This window comes from Amphibacillus xylanus NBRC 15112, from assembly GCF_000307165.1.
In the GTDB taxonomy this organism is placed as follows: domain Bacteria; phylum Bacillota; class Bacilli; order Bacillales; family Amphibacillaceae; genus Amphibacillus; species Amphibacillus xylanus.
On the sequence record NC_018704.1, the window covers coordinates 680,231 to 697,730 of the forward strand.

General features: G+C 35.3%; 16 protein-coding genes and 2 pseudogenes. 17 read left to right on the forward strand and 1 reads right to left on the reverse strand.

Annotated elements, in window-relative coordinates:
* Positions 1 to 50: 50 nt before the first annotated feature.
* The 8 genes from AXY_RS03490 to hpf all read left to right on the forward strand — a co-directional run bounded on the left by AXY_RS03490 (position 51) and on the right by hpf (position 6,712).
* Entirely contained in the window at positions 51 to 722 is a 672-nt protein-coding gene (locus AXY_RS03490; RefSeq protein ID WP_015009392.1) for a response regulator transcription factor, read from the forward strand.
* Positions 723 to 2,069, forward strand: a complete 1,347-nt coding sequence (locus AXY_RS03495) for a sensor histidine kinase (protein WP_015009393.1) — start codon at positions 723 to 725, stop codon at positions 2,067 to 2,069. It begins immediately after the preceding gene.
* A gap of 253 nt (positions 2,070 to 2,322) precedes the next feature.
* Positions 2,323 to 3,027 carry a zinc metallopeptidase gene (locus tag AXY_RS03500; protein ID WP_015009395.1) on the forward strand — a complete coding sequence of 235 codons (705 nt, stop codon included), beginning with the start codon at positions 2,323 to 2,325 and terminating at the stop codon, positions 3,025 to 3,027.
* Positions 3,028 to 3,214: 187 nt separating this feature from the next.
* Positions 3,215 to 3,610 (forward strand): flagellar protein FlaG, encoded by a 396-nt coding sequence (gene flaG, locus AXY_RS03505; protein WP_015009396.1) that lies wholly within the window; start codon positions 3,215 to 3,217, stop codon positions 3,608 to 3,610.
* A 15-nt stretch (positions 3,611 to 3,625) separates the two neighbouring features.
* Positions 3,626 to 5,233: a flagellar hook-associated protein 2 gene (locus AXY_RS03510; RefSeq protein ID WP_015009397.1), complete on the forward strand. Its 1,608-nt coding sequence runs from the start codon at positions 3,626 to 3,628 to the stop codon at positions 5,231 to 5,233.
* A 30-nt stretch (positions 5,234 to 5,263) separates the two neighbouring features.
* The gene (gene fliS, locus AXY_RS03515) at positions 5,264 to 5,662 is read left to right on the forward strand and encodes a flagellar export chaperone FliS (RefSeq protein WP_015009398.1); all 399 of its coding nucleotides are present in this window, start codon (positions 5,264 to 5,266) and stop codon (positions 5,660 to 5,662) included.
* Entirely contained in the window at positions 5,662 to 6,015 is a 354-nt protein-coding gene (locus tag AXY_RS03520; RefSeq protein ID WP_015009399.1) for a flagellar protein FliT, read from the forward strand. The genes fliS and AXY_RS03520 overlap by 1 nt, the downstream gene beginning before the upstream one ends.
* A 148-nt stretch (positions 6,016 to 6,163) precedes the next feature.
* Positions 6,164 to 6,712, forward strand: a complete 549-nt coding sequence (gene hpf / locus AXY_RS03525) for a ribosome hibernation-promoting factor, HPF/YfiA family (protein ID WP_015009400.1) — start codon at positions 6,164 to 6,166, stop codon at positions 6,710 to 6,712.
* Positions 6,713 to 6,883: 171 nt separating this feature from the next.
* On the opposite strand, the gene AXY_RS03530 is transcribed toward hpf, so the two are convergent.
* Positions 6,884 to 8,065, reverse strand: coding sequence for an ROK family transcriptional regulator (locus tag AXY_RS03530; RefSeq protein ID WP_015009401.1), 1,182 nt, complete (start codon positions 8,063 to 8,065; stop codon positions 6,884 to 6,886).
* Positions 8,066 to 8,340: 275 nt separating this feature from the next.
* Between AXY_RS03530 and AXY_RS03535 the strand changes: the two genes are divergently transcribed.
* From AXY_RS03535 to ftsX, 9 genes and pseudogenes are all read left to right on the forward strand, one after another.
* Positions 8,341 to 9,708, forward strand: coding sequence for a DUF4340 domain-containing protein (locus AXY_RS03535; protein WP_015009402.1), 1,368 nt, complete (start codon positions 8,341 to 8,343; stop codon positions 9,706 to 9,708).
* 95 nt (positions 9,709 to 9,803) lie between these two features.
* Complete coding sequence (locus AXY_RS12730; RefSeq protein ID WP_015009403.1) at positions 9,804 to 9,965, forward strand: hypothetical protein; 162 nt, start codon at positions 9,804 to 9,806, stop codon at positions 9,963 to 9,965.
* A 48-nt stretch (positions 9,966 to 10,013) separates the two neighbouring features.
* A pseudogene (locus AXY_RS13165) lies at positions 10,014 to 10,316 on the forward strand (hypothetical protein); the annotation flags it as partial.
* A gap of 62 nt (positions 10,317 to 10,378) precedes the next feature.
* Positions 10,379 to 10,786 (forward strand): annotated as a pseudogene (locus AXY_RS03540) (ABC transporter permease subunit); the annotation flags it as partial.
* Positions 10,787 to 10,978: 192 nt separating this feature from the next.
* The gene (secA, locus tag AXY_RS03545; RefSeq protein ID WP_015009405.1) at positions 10,979 to 13,486 is read left to right on the forward strand and encodes a preprotein translocase subunit SecA; all 2,508 of its coding nucleotides are present in this window, start codon (positions 10,979 to 10,981) and stop codon (positions 13,484 to 13,486) included.
* Positions 13,487 to 13,578: 92 nt separating this feature from the next.
* Positions 13,579 to 14,677 (forward strand): peptide chain release factor 2 gene (gene prfB, locus AXY_RS03550; RefSeq protein ID WP_155835458.1). Its coding sequence is split into 2 segments (ribosomal slippage): positions 13,579 to 13,641 and positions 13,643 to 14,677, totalling 1,098 coding nucleotides; the frame shifts between segments, so codons are not numbered across the junction.
* 29 nt (positions 14,678 to 14,706) lie between these two features.
* Positions 14,707 to 15,573, forward strand: a complete 867-nt coding sequence (locus tag AXY_RS03555) for a YitT family protein (protein WP_015009407.1) — start codon at positions 14,707 to 14,709, stop codon at positions 15,571 to 15,573.
* 333 nt (positions 15,574 to 15,906) lie between these two features.
* Positions 15,907 to 16,593, forward strand: coding sequence for a cell division ATP-binding protein FtsE (ftsE, locus tag AXY_RS03560; RefSeq protein WP_015009408.1), 687 nt, complete (start codon positions 15,907 to 15,909; stop codon positions 16,591 to 16,593).
* Positions 16,583 to 17,479: a permease-like cell division protein FtsX gene (gene ftsX, locus AXY_RS03565; RefSeq protein WP_015009409.1), complete on the forward strand. Its 897-nt coding sequence runs from the start codon at positions 16,583 to 16,585 to the stop codon at positions 17,477 to 17,479. Before ftsE ends, ftsX begins: the two co-directional genes overlap by 11 nt.
* Positions 17,480 to 17,500 lie beyond the last annotated feature (21 nt).

The following is a 17,500-nucleotide window of genomic DNA, read 5'->3' on the forward strand; positions in this document are numbered from 1 at the left end:
GAAAAATCTTAATAAAATTACGTATCGATGTTTTGGAAGGTGTGAAGAAGATGGCAGTCATATTAGTTGTTGATGATGATGACCATATCCGTCAATTAATAGCATTATACTTAAAGAATCATCACTTTGAAGTTGTTGAAGCTAGAAATGGATATGAGGCAATTGAAAAGCTCGAGCAAAATCCGATTGATTTAGCGATCGTTGATATTATGATGCCAAAAATGGATGGTATTGAGTTAACAAAGGAAATAAGACAATACTATTCAATACCGATCCTTATGGTAACAGCTAAAGGTGCTTCAGAAGATAAAGTCTCTGGTTTTGAGGCAGGTACAGATGATTATTTAGTTAAACCATTCGACCCAATTGAACTCGTATTAAGAGTAAAAGCTCTACTAAAAAGGTATAACATTAATGTAGAAAGAAATAATCGAATTGGTACGATCGAAATTGATTTGGATCGATTGATTGTCTCTGATGGTGAAACAACCGTTGAGCTAAAAAGGAAAGAGTGTGAACTCCTATTGGAGCTATCATTTGAACCCGGCCGGATTTTTACAAGAGCCCAATTAGTTGAAAAGATATGGGGCTTTGATTATGAAGGTGATGAACGAACGGTAGATGTCCACATTAAACGATTACGTGAAAAATTAGCTCCCTTTAAGGAATTAAAAATCACCACTGTAAGAGGGCTAGGCTACCGTTTAGAGGATGTGACGTAATTGCGCAATAGTTTATATTGGAAATTTGTTGTCGCATTTATCGTCGGTGTTATCGTTAGTTTATTTGGTTCATTTATTTTTTCGTCAAGATTTATTCAAGAAGATGTTATTTTGGAAAGTGAAATGGGCCGTGTATCTCAATATGTGAAGGGATTACTTCAGATTGTAGATCAAGAGTCAATTCCGGAATTGGTTGAGCTGTTTAACCAATTTGGGATCGATCCAGTTTTAACTGATTTATCTGGTCAACCAATTATCTCAGATATGATTGCAGATTTTGTGACAGATGACATGATTGTCCAAATCCAACAACTTCAACCAAATGAAGTGATTTCTTTTGCAAGCAAAAGGCAAGATGCTACACGGTATATTGGGACAAGACTTTCAAATATTGAAGGTGCAGAAGCATTGTTTATTAAACTTGACCTGTCGAGCACAGTAAAGGACACCCGCCGGTTAACGATGCAAACCCTTATGTTGGTGTTGTGTATTGGTAGTTTATTAATTTTATTACTATCACGATATTTCGTTGACAGTATTCGATCAATTACAAAAGCAAGTGAAAAATTAGCAACAGGTGACTTTTCAACACGATTACCTACTGATCGACAAGATGAATTAGGTCGGCTTATGCATAGCTTTAATAATATGGCTGAGGCATTAGAGAATATGGAGGAAGTCCGTAAGCAATTTATTAGTAATATCTCTCATGAAATGCAATCACCATTAACTTCTATTAAGGGATATGCAGGGGCTCTAAGGGACGGATTAGTATCTGAAGAAAATCAACAAGACTACTTAGATATTATTTATCAAGAGGTTGATCGTTTATCACGATTATCTAACAATTTACTGAAAATGGCCTCATTAGATGCTGAGAAAGATTTAATCAAACTTGAAACGTATCGATTAGATGAACAAATTAGGCGTGTCATTTTATCAATTGAACCTTTATGGCGTGAAAAAAATATCTCCGTTGAACTTGATTTAAGCAAGACATATATTTATGCTAATCAAGATTTAATGGAACAAGTTTGGCTCAATCTCATTGTCAATGCAATCAAGTATAACCGTGAGAATGGGGAGATTTATATCTCATTTTATAAGGACGATCAAGACATTGTTGTCCGGATTAATGATACAGGAATTGGAATCGATCAAAAAGACATCCCATATTTGTTTGATCGTTTTTATAAAGTTGACCGATCCCGATCTGAGTTTAGCAGTGGAAATGGTCTTGGTTTATCGATTACGAAAAAGATCATTCAGATTCATAATGGCTCAATCGATCTCGTCAGCCAAAAGGGGATTGGCACAACTTTTTTTGTCCGTTTGCCAATTCAATAAAAATTTTTTAGAAAAAATGTCTTAGTTCATATTCAGTTCATAATAGTTGTCTATAATAAAGACAAATATATAAACTGAGGTGACTACTTTTGAGTAACTATAACTCAATTGTTAATTTTACTAAGGGACAGTCGATATTTTTTAAAACAGAAAAACCATCTGTAATGAGGCAGCTTGCAATGACATTAACTAAACAAGGGGTTAATGCACAAGTTGTAAAAAAAGTTAAACTATGTAAAGGAAGGAATTCATAATGTACTTTTATCCTATGGGTATTGACCCAATGTATTTATTAATTTTAGTTGCGTTTGGAATTGCCATGTGGGCGCAAGCAAATGTGCAAAATAACTTTGATCGGTTCTCAAGAGTTCAGTCCGGTGCTCAAGTTACTGGTCTTCAGGTAGCTCGTCGGATACTAGATCAGAACGGTCTATATGATGTTAAAATTGAACGATCTAGACATGGACTATTAAGTGACCACTACGATCCAAGAACTAAGACAGTTCGCTTATCAGATGCCATTTATAGTGGATCTTCGCTTGCTGCTTTAGCTGTTGCAGCTCACGAGGTTGGTCACGCAATCCAACACGATCAAGGATACTTCATGTTAAGGTTTAGAACAGCGTTAGTACCTGTTGCCAATTTAGGTTCAAGAATGGCGCCAATTTTCTTAGTTTCAGGATTTATTTTTTCAGGCTTCGAACCATTAATCGGAATTGGTATTGGCTTGTTTGCAGCCGCCGTATTATTCCAAGTAGTTACACTACCAGTTGAGTTTAATGCGAGTACACGTGCGAAAAATGAATTAGTATCCATGGGCTTAATTGCAAGGAATGAAGAGTATGGTATTAATAAAGTTTTAAATGCTGCAGCGCTCACTTATGTCGCAAGTACATTGGTTGCTGTATTACAATTATTAAGATTAATTATGATCTTCGGCGGTCGTCGCCGTCAATGATATGATATAAAATAAGTAAGCAAATGTTTAGTAAAAGTAGCCGATTGAAATCTAGTCCGGCTACTTTTCTCTATGTGATTATGTAATAACGAAAAAAATAGTACTTTGATTAATCAAGAAATCTTAAACACTTCTATGATTATGCCGATATAAGAAGAAAGAAAACTGTAGAGGAGCTGGCATAACCATGGATGTAAGTAAAGTGATCTCTGGAACAAATTATGCTTCGTTACCAAATAGACAATCTCAAAATATAGATACTAAACCAGAAATTGAAAATGCACAAACAAACAAAAATGGTGTACTTCAACAAAAAACATTGTATACTCAAGCTAGAACACATGGGAATCAACTTGTTGAACGTGCTAAGATTGAAGAAATGATCGAGGGGTTAAATGATTTCTTAGAACCGATAAATAGATCGATTCGCTTTGAATTACATGATAAACTGAACCGATATTATGTCAAAGTAATCGATACAAAAACGGAAGAAATCGTAAGAGAAATCCCTCCTAAGCAAATGTTGGATATGTATGCTGCAATGGCAGAATTTATGGGACTTATTATTGACGAAAAAATTTAAAAGGAGTGACAACAGATGGGAATGAGAGTCGGTGGTTTAGCTACTGGAATGGATATTGACGGTATCGTTAAAGACTTAATGAAAGCAGAACGAATTCCTTTAGATAAACTAGAACAGGACAAGACTCGAATTGAGTGGCAACGAGATGCTTTTAGAGACGTTAATTCAATGTTACTCGAACTCGACAATATGATGCTTGATATGAAATTAAGTAGAACATACAATACGAAATCAGCTACTTCATCAAATCAAGCAGTTACAGCTACAGCTGCAGCAACTGCATCAGCAGGAAGCTATAATATCGCTGTTAAGAGCTTAGCAACAAGTGCAATTAATGCAACAGAAGGAACTCTTTCGGATTTATTAGGGGTTGATAAACTTAACCCATTTACACCGTTAAGTGAGCAACTAGGAGAAAAATTAGGTGGAGAATTCCCTAAAACAATTGCCTTTAAAACATACCATAATAACCGAGAAGGCGAAGTTCATACAATTGATATAACTGATGAAGATACGTTAAATAGCGTATTAACGAAAATCACCAATCTCAAGGATGCTGGTGTTCGTGCTTTTTATGATGTTCAAGCAGATCGTGTTATTATGGAAAGAACGAGCGCAGGTAAATTTAACTCGAATGGTCCAGAGATTGATTTTAATGTATCTTTAGAAGAAGTGATGGATGCTAAAGGAATTACTGATGAAAATGAAATTAGCTTTATGGGTAACTTCTTTGGAGACATTTTCGGCTTGAAATCAGATCCAGTAACGGACAGTGACGGGAATGTTATTAGATATGGTAATGAGAAAGGTGGCACTGACGCTGTCTTCGAATATAATGGTATCGAACTGACGTCAAAAACAAACACAACAACGTTAAATGGCATTACATTTACCTTTAATGATGTTACAGAACGTACGTATGTTAATATTAGTAATGATACTGATGCTACATTTAATAAAATTAAAGAATTTGTTGAGAAATATAATGAAATTGTTGAGAAGATTAATGGAAAAGTGACGGAAACGTATTATCGTGATTATCCACCATTGACATCTGAACAAATGGAAGAAATGAGCGATCGCGAAATTGAATTATGGGAAGAAAAAGCACGTAGCGGTTTATTAAGACGTGATCCAATTCTAACAAACGCTCTATCACAAATGCGTCAGGCGTGGACTGGCAGAGTCACAACTGATAGTAGTTTCACACACTTTTCACAAATTGGGATTAAAACAACAACTAACTATATGGATGGTGGTAAGTTAGAGCTAGATGAAGATAAATTGAAAGCAGCACTACAAGAAGACCCTGATGCTGTTTATCGTTTATTTTCTAATAATGCTACGGGCTCAGAACGAGGCATTATTAATCGCTTAGAAGATGCTGTTGATAAAACGACTGAACGAATCAATCATCAAGCAGGCCGATCAACTCACCAACCACATCAATATGCACTTGGTCGTCGCTTAAAAGGAATGGATGAGCGGATTGAAGCATTTCAACGTCGCTTAAAACAAACGGAAGATCGATATTGGCGCCAGTTCTCGGCAATGGAATCAGCCATCCAACGTATGAATGAACAATCTAATTACTTATTTAGTCAGTTCAATCAACAATGGTAAAAATGATTTCAAACAAGGAGTGTAAATTATATGGTACAACAACCCTATCAAGCCTATATAAATAATTCAGTTAACACAGCATCACCCGCGGAATTGACATTGATGCTCTACAATGGCTGCTTAAAGTTTATTAGGTATGGGAAAAAAGGTATAGAAGAGCAGAATATGGAGCTTAAGAATACAAATATTCAAAAGGCGCAAAACATCATTACAGAATTAATGGTAACTCTCGATCAAAGTGCACCGATCGCTAAAGATATTATGCCATTATACGATTATATTAATCAGTTACTAATTGAAGCTAATATCAAAAATGATTTAAATTCATTAGACGAAGCAGCTAATTTAGTTGAGGAATTTCGTGATACGTGGAAGGAAGTTATTAAACAAACACGTACTCGTGAGTATAAACAAGGTGTCCAAGCATAATGAAAAAGCTAGATGAATTAAATCGTGTAACACAAAAGCTTGCTCAATTACTTGAACAGCCTGTTACTGTGAAAAATCGTGAACAAGTGTTAAATGAAATCAATCAATTTCTAGATCAACGTGAGAATTTATTAAAGGACATAAAACCACCTTATTCAGAAACAGACGCTAAGACTGCACAATCTATTATGGAAAAGGATAAAGAAATTCAATTGAAGCTTGATCATTTATTTTTAGAACTTAAGAGTGAATTAAGAGATGTAAAAAGACAAAAGTCATCATCTGAGAAATATCTTGATCCTTATCGTCATGTCGCAAGTAATGATGGAACTTATTGGGATAAGAAAAAATAAAAAAAGAGACTCTCCAAGTGAAACTTGGGGAGTTTTTTGGTATACTATACATAAGCGCTTTATCACATCATTATCCTGTTTTTCCTAGTTTAATTTATTGAAGAACAGGGAAAAAGAGTACTATAGATAAAGAAAGGAGGACACTTTTATGAATTATAACATCAGAGGTGAAAATGTTGAGGTGACAGATGCTATTAAAGCATATGTAGAGAAGAAGGTGGGCAAGCTTGAACGCTACTTTGAATCGTCACCTACATCAGATGTCAAAGTTAATTTAAGTGTCTATAATGAAGAACAGAAGATTGAGGTCACGATTCCAATGACGAATTTATTACTAAGAGCGGAAGAAAAGCATGAGGATTTATATGCTGCCATCGACTTAGTAGTAGATAAGTTAGAACGTCAAATTAGAAAGCACAAAACGAAAATTAACCGTAGAACTCGTCAAAAAGGCAATGCTAAGTACATGTTTGCTGAGCTAGAAACAAACTCAGTTGAACAGGAGGATGATGGCGATAGTATTGAAATCGTCAGAACAAAACGTTTTAACTTAAAGCCAATGGATTCTGAGGAAGCAATCTTACAAATGGATATGTTAGGTCATGATTTCTTTGTCTTTACAAATGCAGATACAGGGGATACAAGTGTTGTTTACCGTCGACATGATGGTAAATATGGTTTAATTGAACCGAATTAATTATTACTTAATAAAGCGCGATGAATTAGTAAAGTAATTTAAAAAGCATGATAATCATTAAAATTTATGTAAGATAAATTTATAGCATCAGTGAGCTAAATTTCAGCTCTCTGATGCTATTTTCTTTCGTTAAATAAGTACATCTATCGTAATACGTTAATACAATATTGATTATACCAAGTTATTTCGCTGATTTAATAAAAACCCCTCAATTGTAAAGGCTGCCATTCCTGCGACAGTCGAATGATGACCGAGTTTTGCTGAGTCAATTTTTAACTTGTTTTGATGAAATCCAATTGCATGGTCTAAAATATATGACTCGATGACTGGATAAAACCATTCTTTAGCACGCATTAACCGATTTCCAATAATGACGTGTTCTGGGTTAAATATATTAATACAATTTGTTAGACCAATTGCAATATAAGTAGCAATTTCATTAAATAATTCGATCACATGATTATCGCCTTCATCTGCTAGTTGAATAAGCTGTTCAAACGGCTCAGACTGACCTTCATCAATGAGTCCACGATTCAGTGCCTCATCAATCAATGCTTGCTCTGATGCATAACGTTCCCAGCAACCAGAATTGCCACAGCGGCATGACTTTCCATCCTTTTCAATTGTCATATGACCTAATTCACCAGCAAAACCATTCAGCCCGTGATATAACTTCCCGTCTAAAACCATTCCGACACCAATACCAATACCTATACTTGCGAATATCGTATGGCGTGAATTTTGGCTAGATCCATAGCGCATTTCACCATAGGCGCCAGCGTTGGCCTCATTCTCAATATAAACAGGTATATCAAAAACTGCTTCTAATTCTTCTTTTAACTTCACATTTTTCCAATACAAGTTAGGTGCGAGTAAAATCTCACCCTTTTGACTGACGACTGCAGGAACACCAACACCGATTCCGATGACACCATAGCGACTTTCCGGTACTTGATTCATCAATCCTCTAATTAAATTAATCATCATCGGGAAAATAGTTTTATAGTGTGTTGTTTGTAATTGAATCTTTTCTTCTACAATAATTTCTCCATTTAGATTTGTAATCACACCTAATATGTATCCAACTCCTAATTCAATAGAAATTGAATAACCAGCATTACCATTAAACAGCAACATAACTGGTCGACGTCCACCACTCGATTTTCCCGGTCCAGACTCTTCAACGAGTTCCTCATCAATAAGCTCACTAACTAATGATGAAACGGTCCCTTTATTTAATCCCGTTATTTTAGCAACTTTTGCTCTTGATATCGGGGTATGGTTCATAATTGTAGTTAAAACGAGTGTTTTATTTTCCTGTTTAACAACATATTGATTCCACGTCCGACTCATAATGACACTCACTCTCTATCATTTTAAAATTTTTAGATAATATAGCCTTTATTTACTTTAACATAAATAATTATACAATTCTATGGAGTTTGTTTAGCTGGTAGACAAACATTTGCTCAGTTGATATAATTTTACCGGAAGGGACATTTATGATTGGGTAGATTTACCTAGATCTAACTTGTCTTTTTAAAATATCTTGGTGATATAAATAATAGATCTAATTTAAATAGGCAATTGGAGCTTGTTTAATCTAGAGGAACTTAGAGGTGCTGACAATGAAGAAATCGTCCAAACAGAAACAGAGATTTTCGGCTACACAGCAAAAAGTTATTTGGGGTGTAGGAATTGCAGTTGTTGCTATTTTAAGTGTGTTTTTGGCTATGAAAGCTATCGAATCAACTCAAGATAATCTAATTCGATTTTTCAATACCAATGATGAAATTAATAAATTGACAGTGCGTGGTGATGATGGTTTTGTAATCGAAAACAATGGCGATGAGTGGCTTGTTCACGACCGACTTGAAGAAACTGATCAGTTCGCTGTTACACAGGGATTGGCAGTATTGAATCAGTGGGCTGGGGAGAAGGTTCAGGTTAAGAGACAAAGTGTTGGTTTAGATTTTCCGAGTCTAGTCATTCGTCTTGATTATGCCGATAACAGTTATAAACGTGTCGCACTAGGTTATCCTGACCCAACTGGTGAAGGTTATTATGTTGAGGTTCAAGGTGATGGAGTAGATGGAATTTACATAATTGAAAAGATGATGATTGATTATTTCCCGTTAGATGTGGTTAAGTATCTTGATACTGCACTATTACCATGGCCAGCAGGAAATATTGAATCAATTCAGATTAATCATCAATCTGATGTGATTAACTTAACAACGAATAGTCCATATCCTGAAGAGGAAACACAAGCTAATGTCGCAGGTTGGTTTATTGCCGAGCCTTACAAGCATTACCATAATATTTCCTATGCTAAGAAACAGGAATTAACTGAAAGCTTGCAAACGATGAGAATGACAGAATTGCTTGAGAAGGATATGACCGATTGGTCTACCTATGGATTAGATTCAAGTGATTTCACAATAGATTTCATTACTGCTGAAGATAAACTTACATTAGTTGTTGGCGAATCAGCAACAGATGATGAGACATATGCAAGAATTGAAGGAAGCAATGATTTATTTACTATTTCTAATAAGTGGTTAGAATTGTATCAACAATCTGCTTCTGCATTCCATGATGGTTATGTGAAGATTTTAGCGCTAGATTCATTAAGTCATTTATCTATTGACTCAGACTCACTGAAAGTAGATATAACAGTTGAGAAAGATGAAGAGAATACTTACTTCAAAGTCGATGATAAATTCTTATTTGAAAAAGGCTTTAGAGAGGCATATACAGCTATTGCAGGTCTTCGTTCTGCTGGTTCATCAGAGGGAGCTACTTATGGTAAACCAGATGTTGTAATTACATCAACAGTTGAACTAGAAGATGGGCAGAAAGAAATTGCGCTAGAATTAGTAGATTATGACGAAGATCACTATGCTGCATTTATTGATCATGAAAGTGACTTTTTAATCGAAAAAGCACACGTTGAAGAAATGCTAGGCGTTATCGAGAGTGTATTAGAATATTAATGAGTAAGAACGTATCTCTTTGGTAGGGATACGTTTTTCTTTTGCTCGATTAAGTAAGCGTTAACATATATAATATAAGAAAGGAGATGATAGCCGTGATTAGAAGATATATTGTCTATGGAATATTAAGCATTTGTTTTATTCTAGGCTTGTTTCTATCAATATACCGTTTTATTGAAACAGTAAAGTATGAACAACAAATTGCAGAATTATCGAGTGATCACAATTCATTACCTGAACATCATTTTGAAGAGTGAGGTAACTGGCTCAATTTAAATGAAACGGCCGGATTTGTCGCAGTATTTTCATTTGAAACTGATGCTCAATTTTATCAAAGTGATGATAAACCAAGTTTATACAAGCAACTTAAATATACTCTTAAAGGTCAAACAGAAGCCATTATTACAGGACCTTTAATCGGCTTTCAAGTATCAGTGTTCATCGCAGATAAAAATATAGGTACTAATCATCAAGATCGAAAAGCAGAGATTGTCCGCGGCATTATTCAACAATTTAATCGTTTAGAAAGAAAAGCAAAATTGATTGCAGGAATCGGGAAAACAATTGGAGATCTAAGTGAATTCTCTGAGTCGTACAGTGAGGCAATCATTGCATTAGATGCGGTTTTAGCTAATCCTGGTTCTTCATATATGTTGTATCATGACAAGTTAGAGCAGAGTTTGGTCGTCATATTTATGCTATCGGTGGTAACGAAGAAGCGACGAAATTATCAGGTATTAATATTAAACGTAACGTGCTTTATATCTTTATCATTATGGGTGCTTTATCAGCCATAGCGGGTATCATTTTAACGAGCCGTTTGAATGCAGGAACAATTAGTGCTGGTGATATGTATGAGATGGATGCAATTGCATCTGTTGTCATTGGTGGTACGAGCTTAATGGGTGGAGTTGGAACGATCGTCGGTTCATTATTAGGTGCACTCATTATGACAAGTATCGATAACGGAATGAGTATGATGAACTTAGCACCATTCTGGCAATATATCGTAAAAGGTTTGATCCTTATTTTAGCGGTTTGGCTAGACATCTCATCAAAGAAAAAAAATAACGCATAAAATCATCTACTTTTAGAAAGGATGAGCTTAGTAAATAAGCTGATCCTTTTTTTCTTTGATAAAATATAGTTAACCTTTAGTTGCAAGTCATAATATGGATAAACATTGTATAAAAAGCATGTAAGTGGTATGATAAGGGTTAGTTATTTAGCTTTAAAAAGCTATTTTTGGAAGTAGAGGAGCGTATAAAAGATGCTAGGTTTACTTAAACGAATATTTGATAGTAATGAACGAAAATTAAAAGAACTTCAAGAGATTGTAGATCAAATTGAAGCACTAGAACCAGAATATGAAAAACTAACAGATGAACAGTTAGTAGCAAAAACAGATGAATTTAAACAACGCTATCAAGCTGGAGAGACTTTAGATGACTTATTAGTAGAAGCTTATGCTGTTGTTCGCGAAGGGTCAAAACGAGTATTAAATATGCGCCCATACCCAGTTCAATTAATGGGAGCGATCGTTTTACATGGTGGCGATATTGCAGAGATGAAGACAGGGGAAGGAAAAACTTTAGCTTCAACTATGCCTGCGTACTTAAATGCATTAACAGGTGAAGGTGTTCATATCATCACTGTTAACGAATACTTAGCGGATCGTGACGCAAGAGAGATGGGTGAACTCTTTAGGTTCCTTGGCTTAACAGTTGGTTTAAACGTAAATAGTATGAACAAAACTGAAAAGCGCGCTGCCTATCAAGCTGATATCACTTATGGAACGAACAATGAATTTGGTTTCGATTACTTAAGAGACAACATGGTTCTCTACAAAGAACAAATGGTACAACGCCCATTAAACTTCGCAATTATTGATGAGGTCGACTCTATTTTAATTGATGAGGCGAGAACACCATTAATTATTTCAGGATCAGCGCGTAAGTCGGCTGCACTTTATCAGCAAGCAAACACATTTGTCCGCACACTGAAAAAAGAAGTTGATTACACTTATGACGTGAAAACTAAAGGTGTACAATTAAGTGAAGAAGGAATTACAAAAGCTGAAAACTTCTTTAACGTAGATAACCTCTTTGATTTGAATCACGTTACATTGACTCACCATATTAATCAGGCACTAAAAGCACACGTATCGATGCACCGTGACATGGATTATGTTGTTAAAGAAGGTAAAGTGGTTATAGTTGACCAGTTTACGGGTCGATTGATGGAGGGACGTCGATATAGTGATGGACTACACCAGGCGATTGAAGCAAAAGAAGGATTACCAATTCAAAATGAGAGTATGACATTAGCATCAATTACATTCCAGAACTATTTCAGAATGTACAATAAACTAGCTGGTATGACGGGAACAGCAAAAACGGAAGAAGAAGAATTCCGTAACATTTATAATATGAATGTTTTTGCGATTCCAACTAATAAACCAGTTGTTCGTAATGACCGACCAGACTTAATTTACAAAACGATGGAAGGTAAATTTAATGCCGTTGTTGCTGATATTAAAGAGAGAAATAAAAAGGGTCAACCAGTGCTCGTTGGTACTGTTGCAGTTGAAACATCTGAATTAATCTCTAAATTACTAAAGAAGGCTGGGGTTAAGCATAACGTCTTAAACGCTAAGAACCACTTTAGAGAAGCGGAAATTATTGAAAATGCAGGTGAGAAATTTGCTGTAACAATTGCAACTAACATGGCTGGACGTGGTACCGACATTAAACTAGGTGAAGGTGTTAAAGAACTTGGTGGTTTAGCAGTTATCGGTACAGAACGTCATGAATCTCGTCGTATTGATAATCAGCTTCGAGGTCGTTCAGGTCGTCAAGGTGACCCAGGTGAATCACAATTTTATCTATCAATGGAAGATGATTTAATGCGTCGCTTTGGTTCGGATAATATGAAAGCAATGATGGACCGCTTGAATATGGATGACTCTCAACCGATCGAAAGTAAGATGGTTTCTAAAGCAGTTGAATCGTCACAAAAACGTGTAGAAGGTAATAACTTTGATGCACGTAAGAACGTTCTTGCTTATGATGATGTCTTAAGAGAACAACGTGAGGTCATTTATCAACAGCGCTACGATGTTCTTAATTCAGAAAACTTATATGATGTTGTGATCGGTATGATTGAGGAAGTTGTTAATGATACTGTAGACATGTATACATCTGATGAGGACAGAGAAGCTTGGGATTTAGATGCTTTAATTGAATATGTTCATGCAAACTTAGTTGAGTCTAACTATTTAACAAAAGCAGATATTGAAAATAAAGAACCAGAAGTAATTAAAGAAACAATCATGGAAAAAGTTGTTCAGAAGTATCAAGAAAAAGAAGCAGAACTTGGTTCTGAGCAAATGCGCGAATTTGAAAAAGTCATTGTATTAAGAACAGTTGATACGAAATGGATGGATCATATTGATTCAATGGATCAACTTCGCCAAGGTATTCATTTACGTGCATATGGACAAAATGACCCGTTAAATGAGTATCAAATGGAAGGTTTCGCAATGTTTGAAGCAATGGTTCAATCGATTAATGAAGAAGTCGCTCGCTTTATTATGAAAGCACAAGTTCGTCATAATCTTGAGCGCCAAGAAGTTGTTAAGAATGCGACTGCAGTTACAGGTGACCAATCTAAGAAACAAAAGAAAAAGACACCATTTGTTAAAGGGGAAACAGTTGGTCGAAATGACCCATGCCCTTGCGGAAGTGGCAAGAAGTACAAACATTGTCACGGAAGATAAGCATAAATAAAAATTTATAACTAAGTATAATGGACATCCATCAGTGGATGTCCATTGTAACGAATATATCAATTACATTTTGAGGTGAAAGTATGGAATTAACTGAAATAAAACAAGAACTAACGAAGATTTCTAACCGCATTGACGAATTTAGGGGGTCTCTTTGACTTAGAAAAGAAAAGAGCCGATATTGCCGATCTAGAAAATGAAATGACAGCACCTAACTTTTGGGATGATCAAAAAAATGCTCAGAAGATTATAGATCAGGTAAATCATTTGAAAAATCTTGTCCAAACCTTTGATCAACATGTTGAAGCGTTAGAAAATTTAGAAGTAACTTATGAATTTGTTAAAGAAGAAGATGATCAAGAGCTAAGACAGGAATTAAATGAAGAATTAGAAAAACTAATTAAAGATTTAAATCAATATGAATTGTTGATTTTATTAAGTGATCCTCATGATAAAAACAATGCCATCTTAGAACTTCATCCAGGTGCTGGTGGTACTGAATCCCAGGACTGGGCAAGTTTACTTTTACGTATGTATACGCGATGGGCAGAACATAAAAATTTCAAAGTAGAGACATTAAACTATTTACCAGGTGAAGAAGCTGGGGTTAAAAGTGTGACGCTCCTAATAAAAGGACATAACGCGTATGGTTATTTAAAAGCAGAAAAAGGTGTTCATAGACTAGTTAGAATTTCACCGTTTGACTCTTCAGGGCGTAGACATACGTCATTTGTATCATGTGAAGTTACACCTGAGTTAAATGATGATATTGATATTGAAATTAAATCTGAAGAGATAAAAATCGATACCTATCGAGCAAGTGGTGCAGGTGGACAGCACGTTAACACGACTGACTCTGCTGTCAGAATCACACACATACCAACAGATACTGTTGTAACATGCCAGTCTGAACGTTCACAAATTAAGAACCGCGAGCAGGCATTAAAGATGTTGAAATCTAAACTTTATCAACTAGAAATCGAAAAACAACAAGCAGAACTAAATGAACTTCGTGGTGAGCAAAAGGATATAGGTTGGGGAAGTCAAATCCGATCATATGTATTCCACCCTTATTCAATGATTAAAGACCACCGAACAAATTTAGAAATTGGAAATACACAAAGTGTAATGGACGGTGGGATTGATCCGTTTATTGATGCCTATTTACGTCAAAATGTGTAGGTAAATGGAAAAGTAAGAGGTGATGATTAATGATTGCAAAATATCGACGCCAGCCATTGCCTACTAAAGCGATACTCGTTTTTGAATATGGACTCGTTATCCTCGGTTCATTTTTCGTTGCAATAGGCTTTAATTTATTCTTATTACCCAACAAAATTGCATCAGGTGGAGTTGCAGGAATCAGTACAATTCTTTATGCATTGTTTAAATTTGAACCATCAATAGTTCAATGGGCAATCAATATACCTTTATTCTTCCTAGGCATGTGGATACTCGGACGTGGCTTTGGTATCAAAACATTAGTAGGTACTGTGATGGTTCCATTATTCGTCTCATTAACAAGAGACTGGAATCCAGCTAGTTCTGATCCGCTACTAGCAGCGGTTTTTGGAGGAATGGCATGTGGATTGGGGATAGGAATTGTATTCCGGGGTAAAGGCTCAACGGGTGGAATTGATTTAGCTGCACAAATTCTTCACAAATTTGTCCCATTACCTTTTGGGATTTGCGTTGCGTTATTTGATGGAATAATCGTTTTAACAGCTACATTTGTATTTTCAGTTGAAGCGGGATTGTATGCATTGATTGGTTTATTTGTGACGAGTCGGACAATCGATTTAGTCCAAGTTGGTCTCAATAACTCCAAGGCAATTATGGTAGTAAGTGATTATTTAGAAGAAATTCGAGATGCACTGTTACATGAGATAGATCGAGGAGTAACAGTTTGGCAAGCCGAGGGCGGCTATACAAGAAAAGATAAGAAAATGATTATGTCTGTAGTAAATCAGAATGAATTTAGTCGGACAACACAAATTATTAAACAAATTGATCCAAACGCATTTATTATCGTTATGAATGCAAGTGAAGTTATCGGAGAGGGCTTTAGTAAAAACTAGGCTCTCTCTTTTTTTTACACAATTTTTATAGTCGTGCTAAATTAATAGAATGGAAGATGATGAGAGGCTCTGTTATAATTTAATCGTTGTTGTCAATTTCACATGAATAATCAGATAACAAGGTGATTTAACCTAGGTATTTTGTCACTAATAAATTAGTTCAAACCACCTAGTAAAAGTCAATGTTGCATTTTTTTACAGGTTTTGAAATCAAATTGTAATAAAAAAAGACCAAAAAAAGTCGTTTTTGATGTTATAATGTAGTAGATTGAGAGTAAGCAATCATATTATTATATTTTATCCACAATTTTGATAAAAAAGGTGAGTATATACATGATACAAATGCAAGATGTAAAGAAAACTTATCCCAATGGTGTCGCCGCATTAAAAGGTATTAATGTTGATATTAAACCCGGCGAATTTGTCTATCTAGTTGGACAAAGTGGAGCAGGAAAGTCAACTTTTATAAAGTTAATTTTCCGCGAAGAAATAGCTTCAAGTGGTACGATTAAAGTAAATAATAAAGACTTAGTCGATATGAAATGGAAAGATGTTCCTATGTTGCGTCGCGATATTGGAGTTGTCTTTCAAGACTTTAAGTTACTTCCTAAACTAACTGTTTACGAGAATGTTGCATTTGCATTAGAAGTAGTTGAACAATCGCCACGACAAATTCGTAAACGTGTGATGGAAGTCTTAGATCAAGTTGGACTGAAAAATAAAGCCCGTTTTATTCCTGATGAACTATCAGGTGGTGAGCAACAACGTGTTGCGATTGCACGAGCAATTGCTAATTATCCAAAATTGTTGATTGCAGATGAGCCTACTGGAAACCTTGATCCCGATACATCTTGGGAGATCATGAAAATCCTAGAAGAAATTAATGCATCAGGTACAACCATAATCATGGCTACCCATAGTAAAGAAATTGTTAATACAATTAAACGCCGTGTTATTGCAATGGAAGATGGTTTGATTGTACGCGATCAATATAGAGGTGATTATGGTTATGAAAATTAGAACATTGAAACGACACGTATTAGAAGGTTTAAAAAGTAGTTGGAGAAACAGCTGGATGACATTAGCATCAGTCGGAGCTGTTACAACAACCTTATTATTAGTTTCAGTATTTTTAGCCTTAATGATGAACTTAAATCACGTAGCAGCAAATATTGAAGAAGATGTCCAAATTAAAGTTTTAATTGATGTAACTGCAACAGATGAAGAAATTAGTGAATTAGGTCAATCGATCGAATCCCTAAATCGAGTAGCATCAGTTGAGTTTTCATCCCGTGATCAAGAGCTTGAAGATTTAATTTCAAGTATGGGTGATGAGGGGGATGCATTTTCATTATTAGATGAAGATGAAAACCCACTTAATGATGCTTATATCGTTAAAGCATTTGAACCACAAGACACAATCGAGCTTGCAGAAGAAATTGAGACAATGAATCGAGTTGAAAAGGTTAATTACGGACAAGGTGTCGTTGAGAACATTTTCAAATTTAACAATTACGCAAGAAATATTGGCTTAATTTTAATCGTAGCTTTACTATTTACAGCGATATTTTTAATCTCTAATACAGTTAAAATTACGATTATTGCTAGACGTAGAGAGATTGAGATTATGAAACTAGTCGGTGCTACGAATTGGTTTATTCGCTGGCCATTCTTTATTGAAGGATTATTACTAGGTGTCTTAGGAAGTATTATTCCGATTACATTACTCTTTACTGGTTATTACTTCTTAGATAAAAATGCTGACGTTGTGAATCAATTTGAATTTATTACGATACTTCCATTTAACCCGTTTGTCTGGCAACTATCAGGAATTGTGCTCTTAATTGGTGCAGTCATCGGTGTTTGGGGTAGTGTCATGAGTGTTCGTAAGTTTCTTAAAGTATAAGTTTATAAGTCTCTTAGTTTA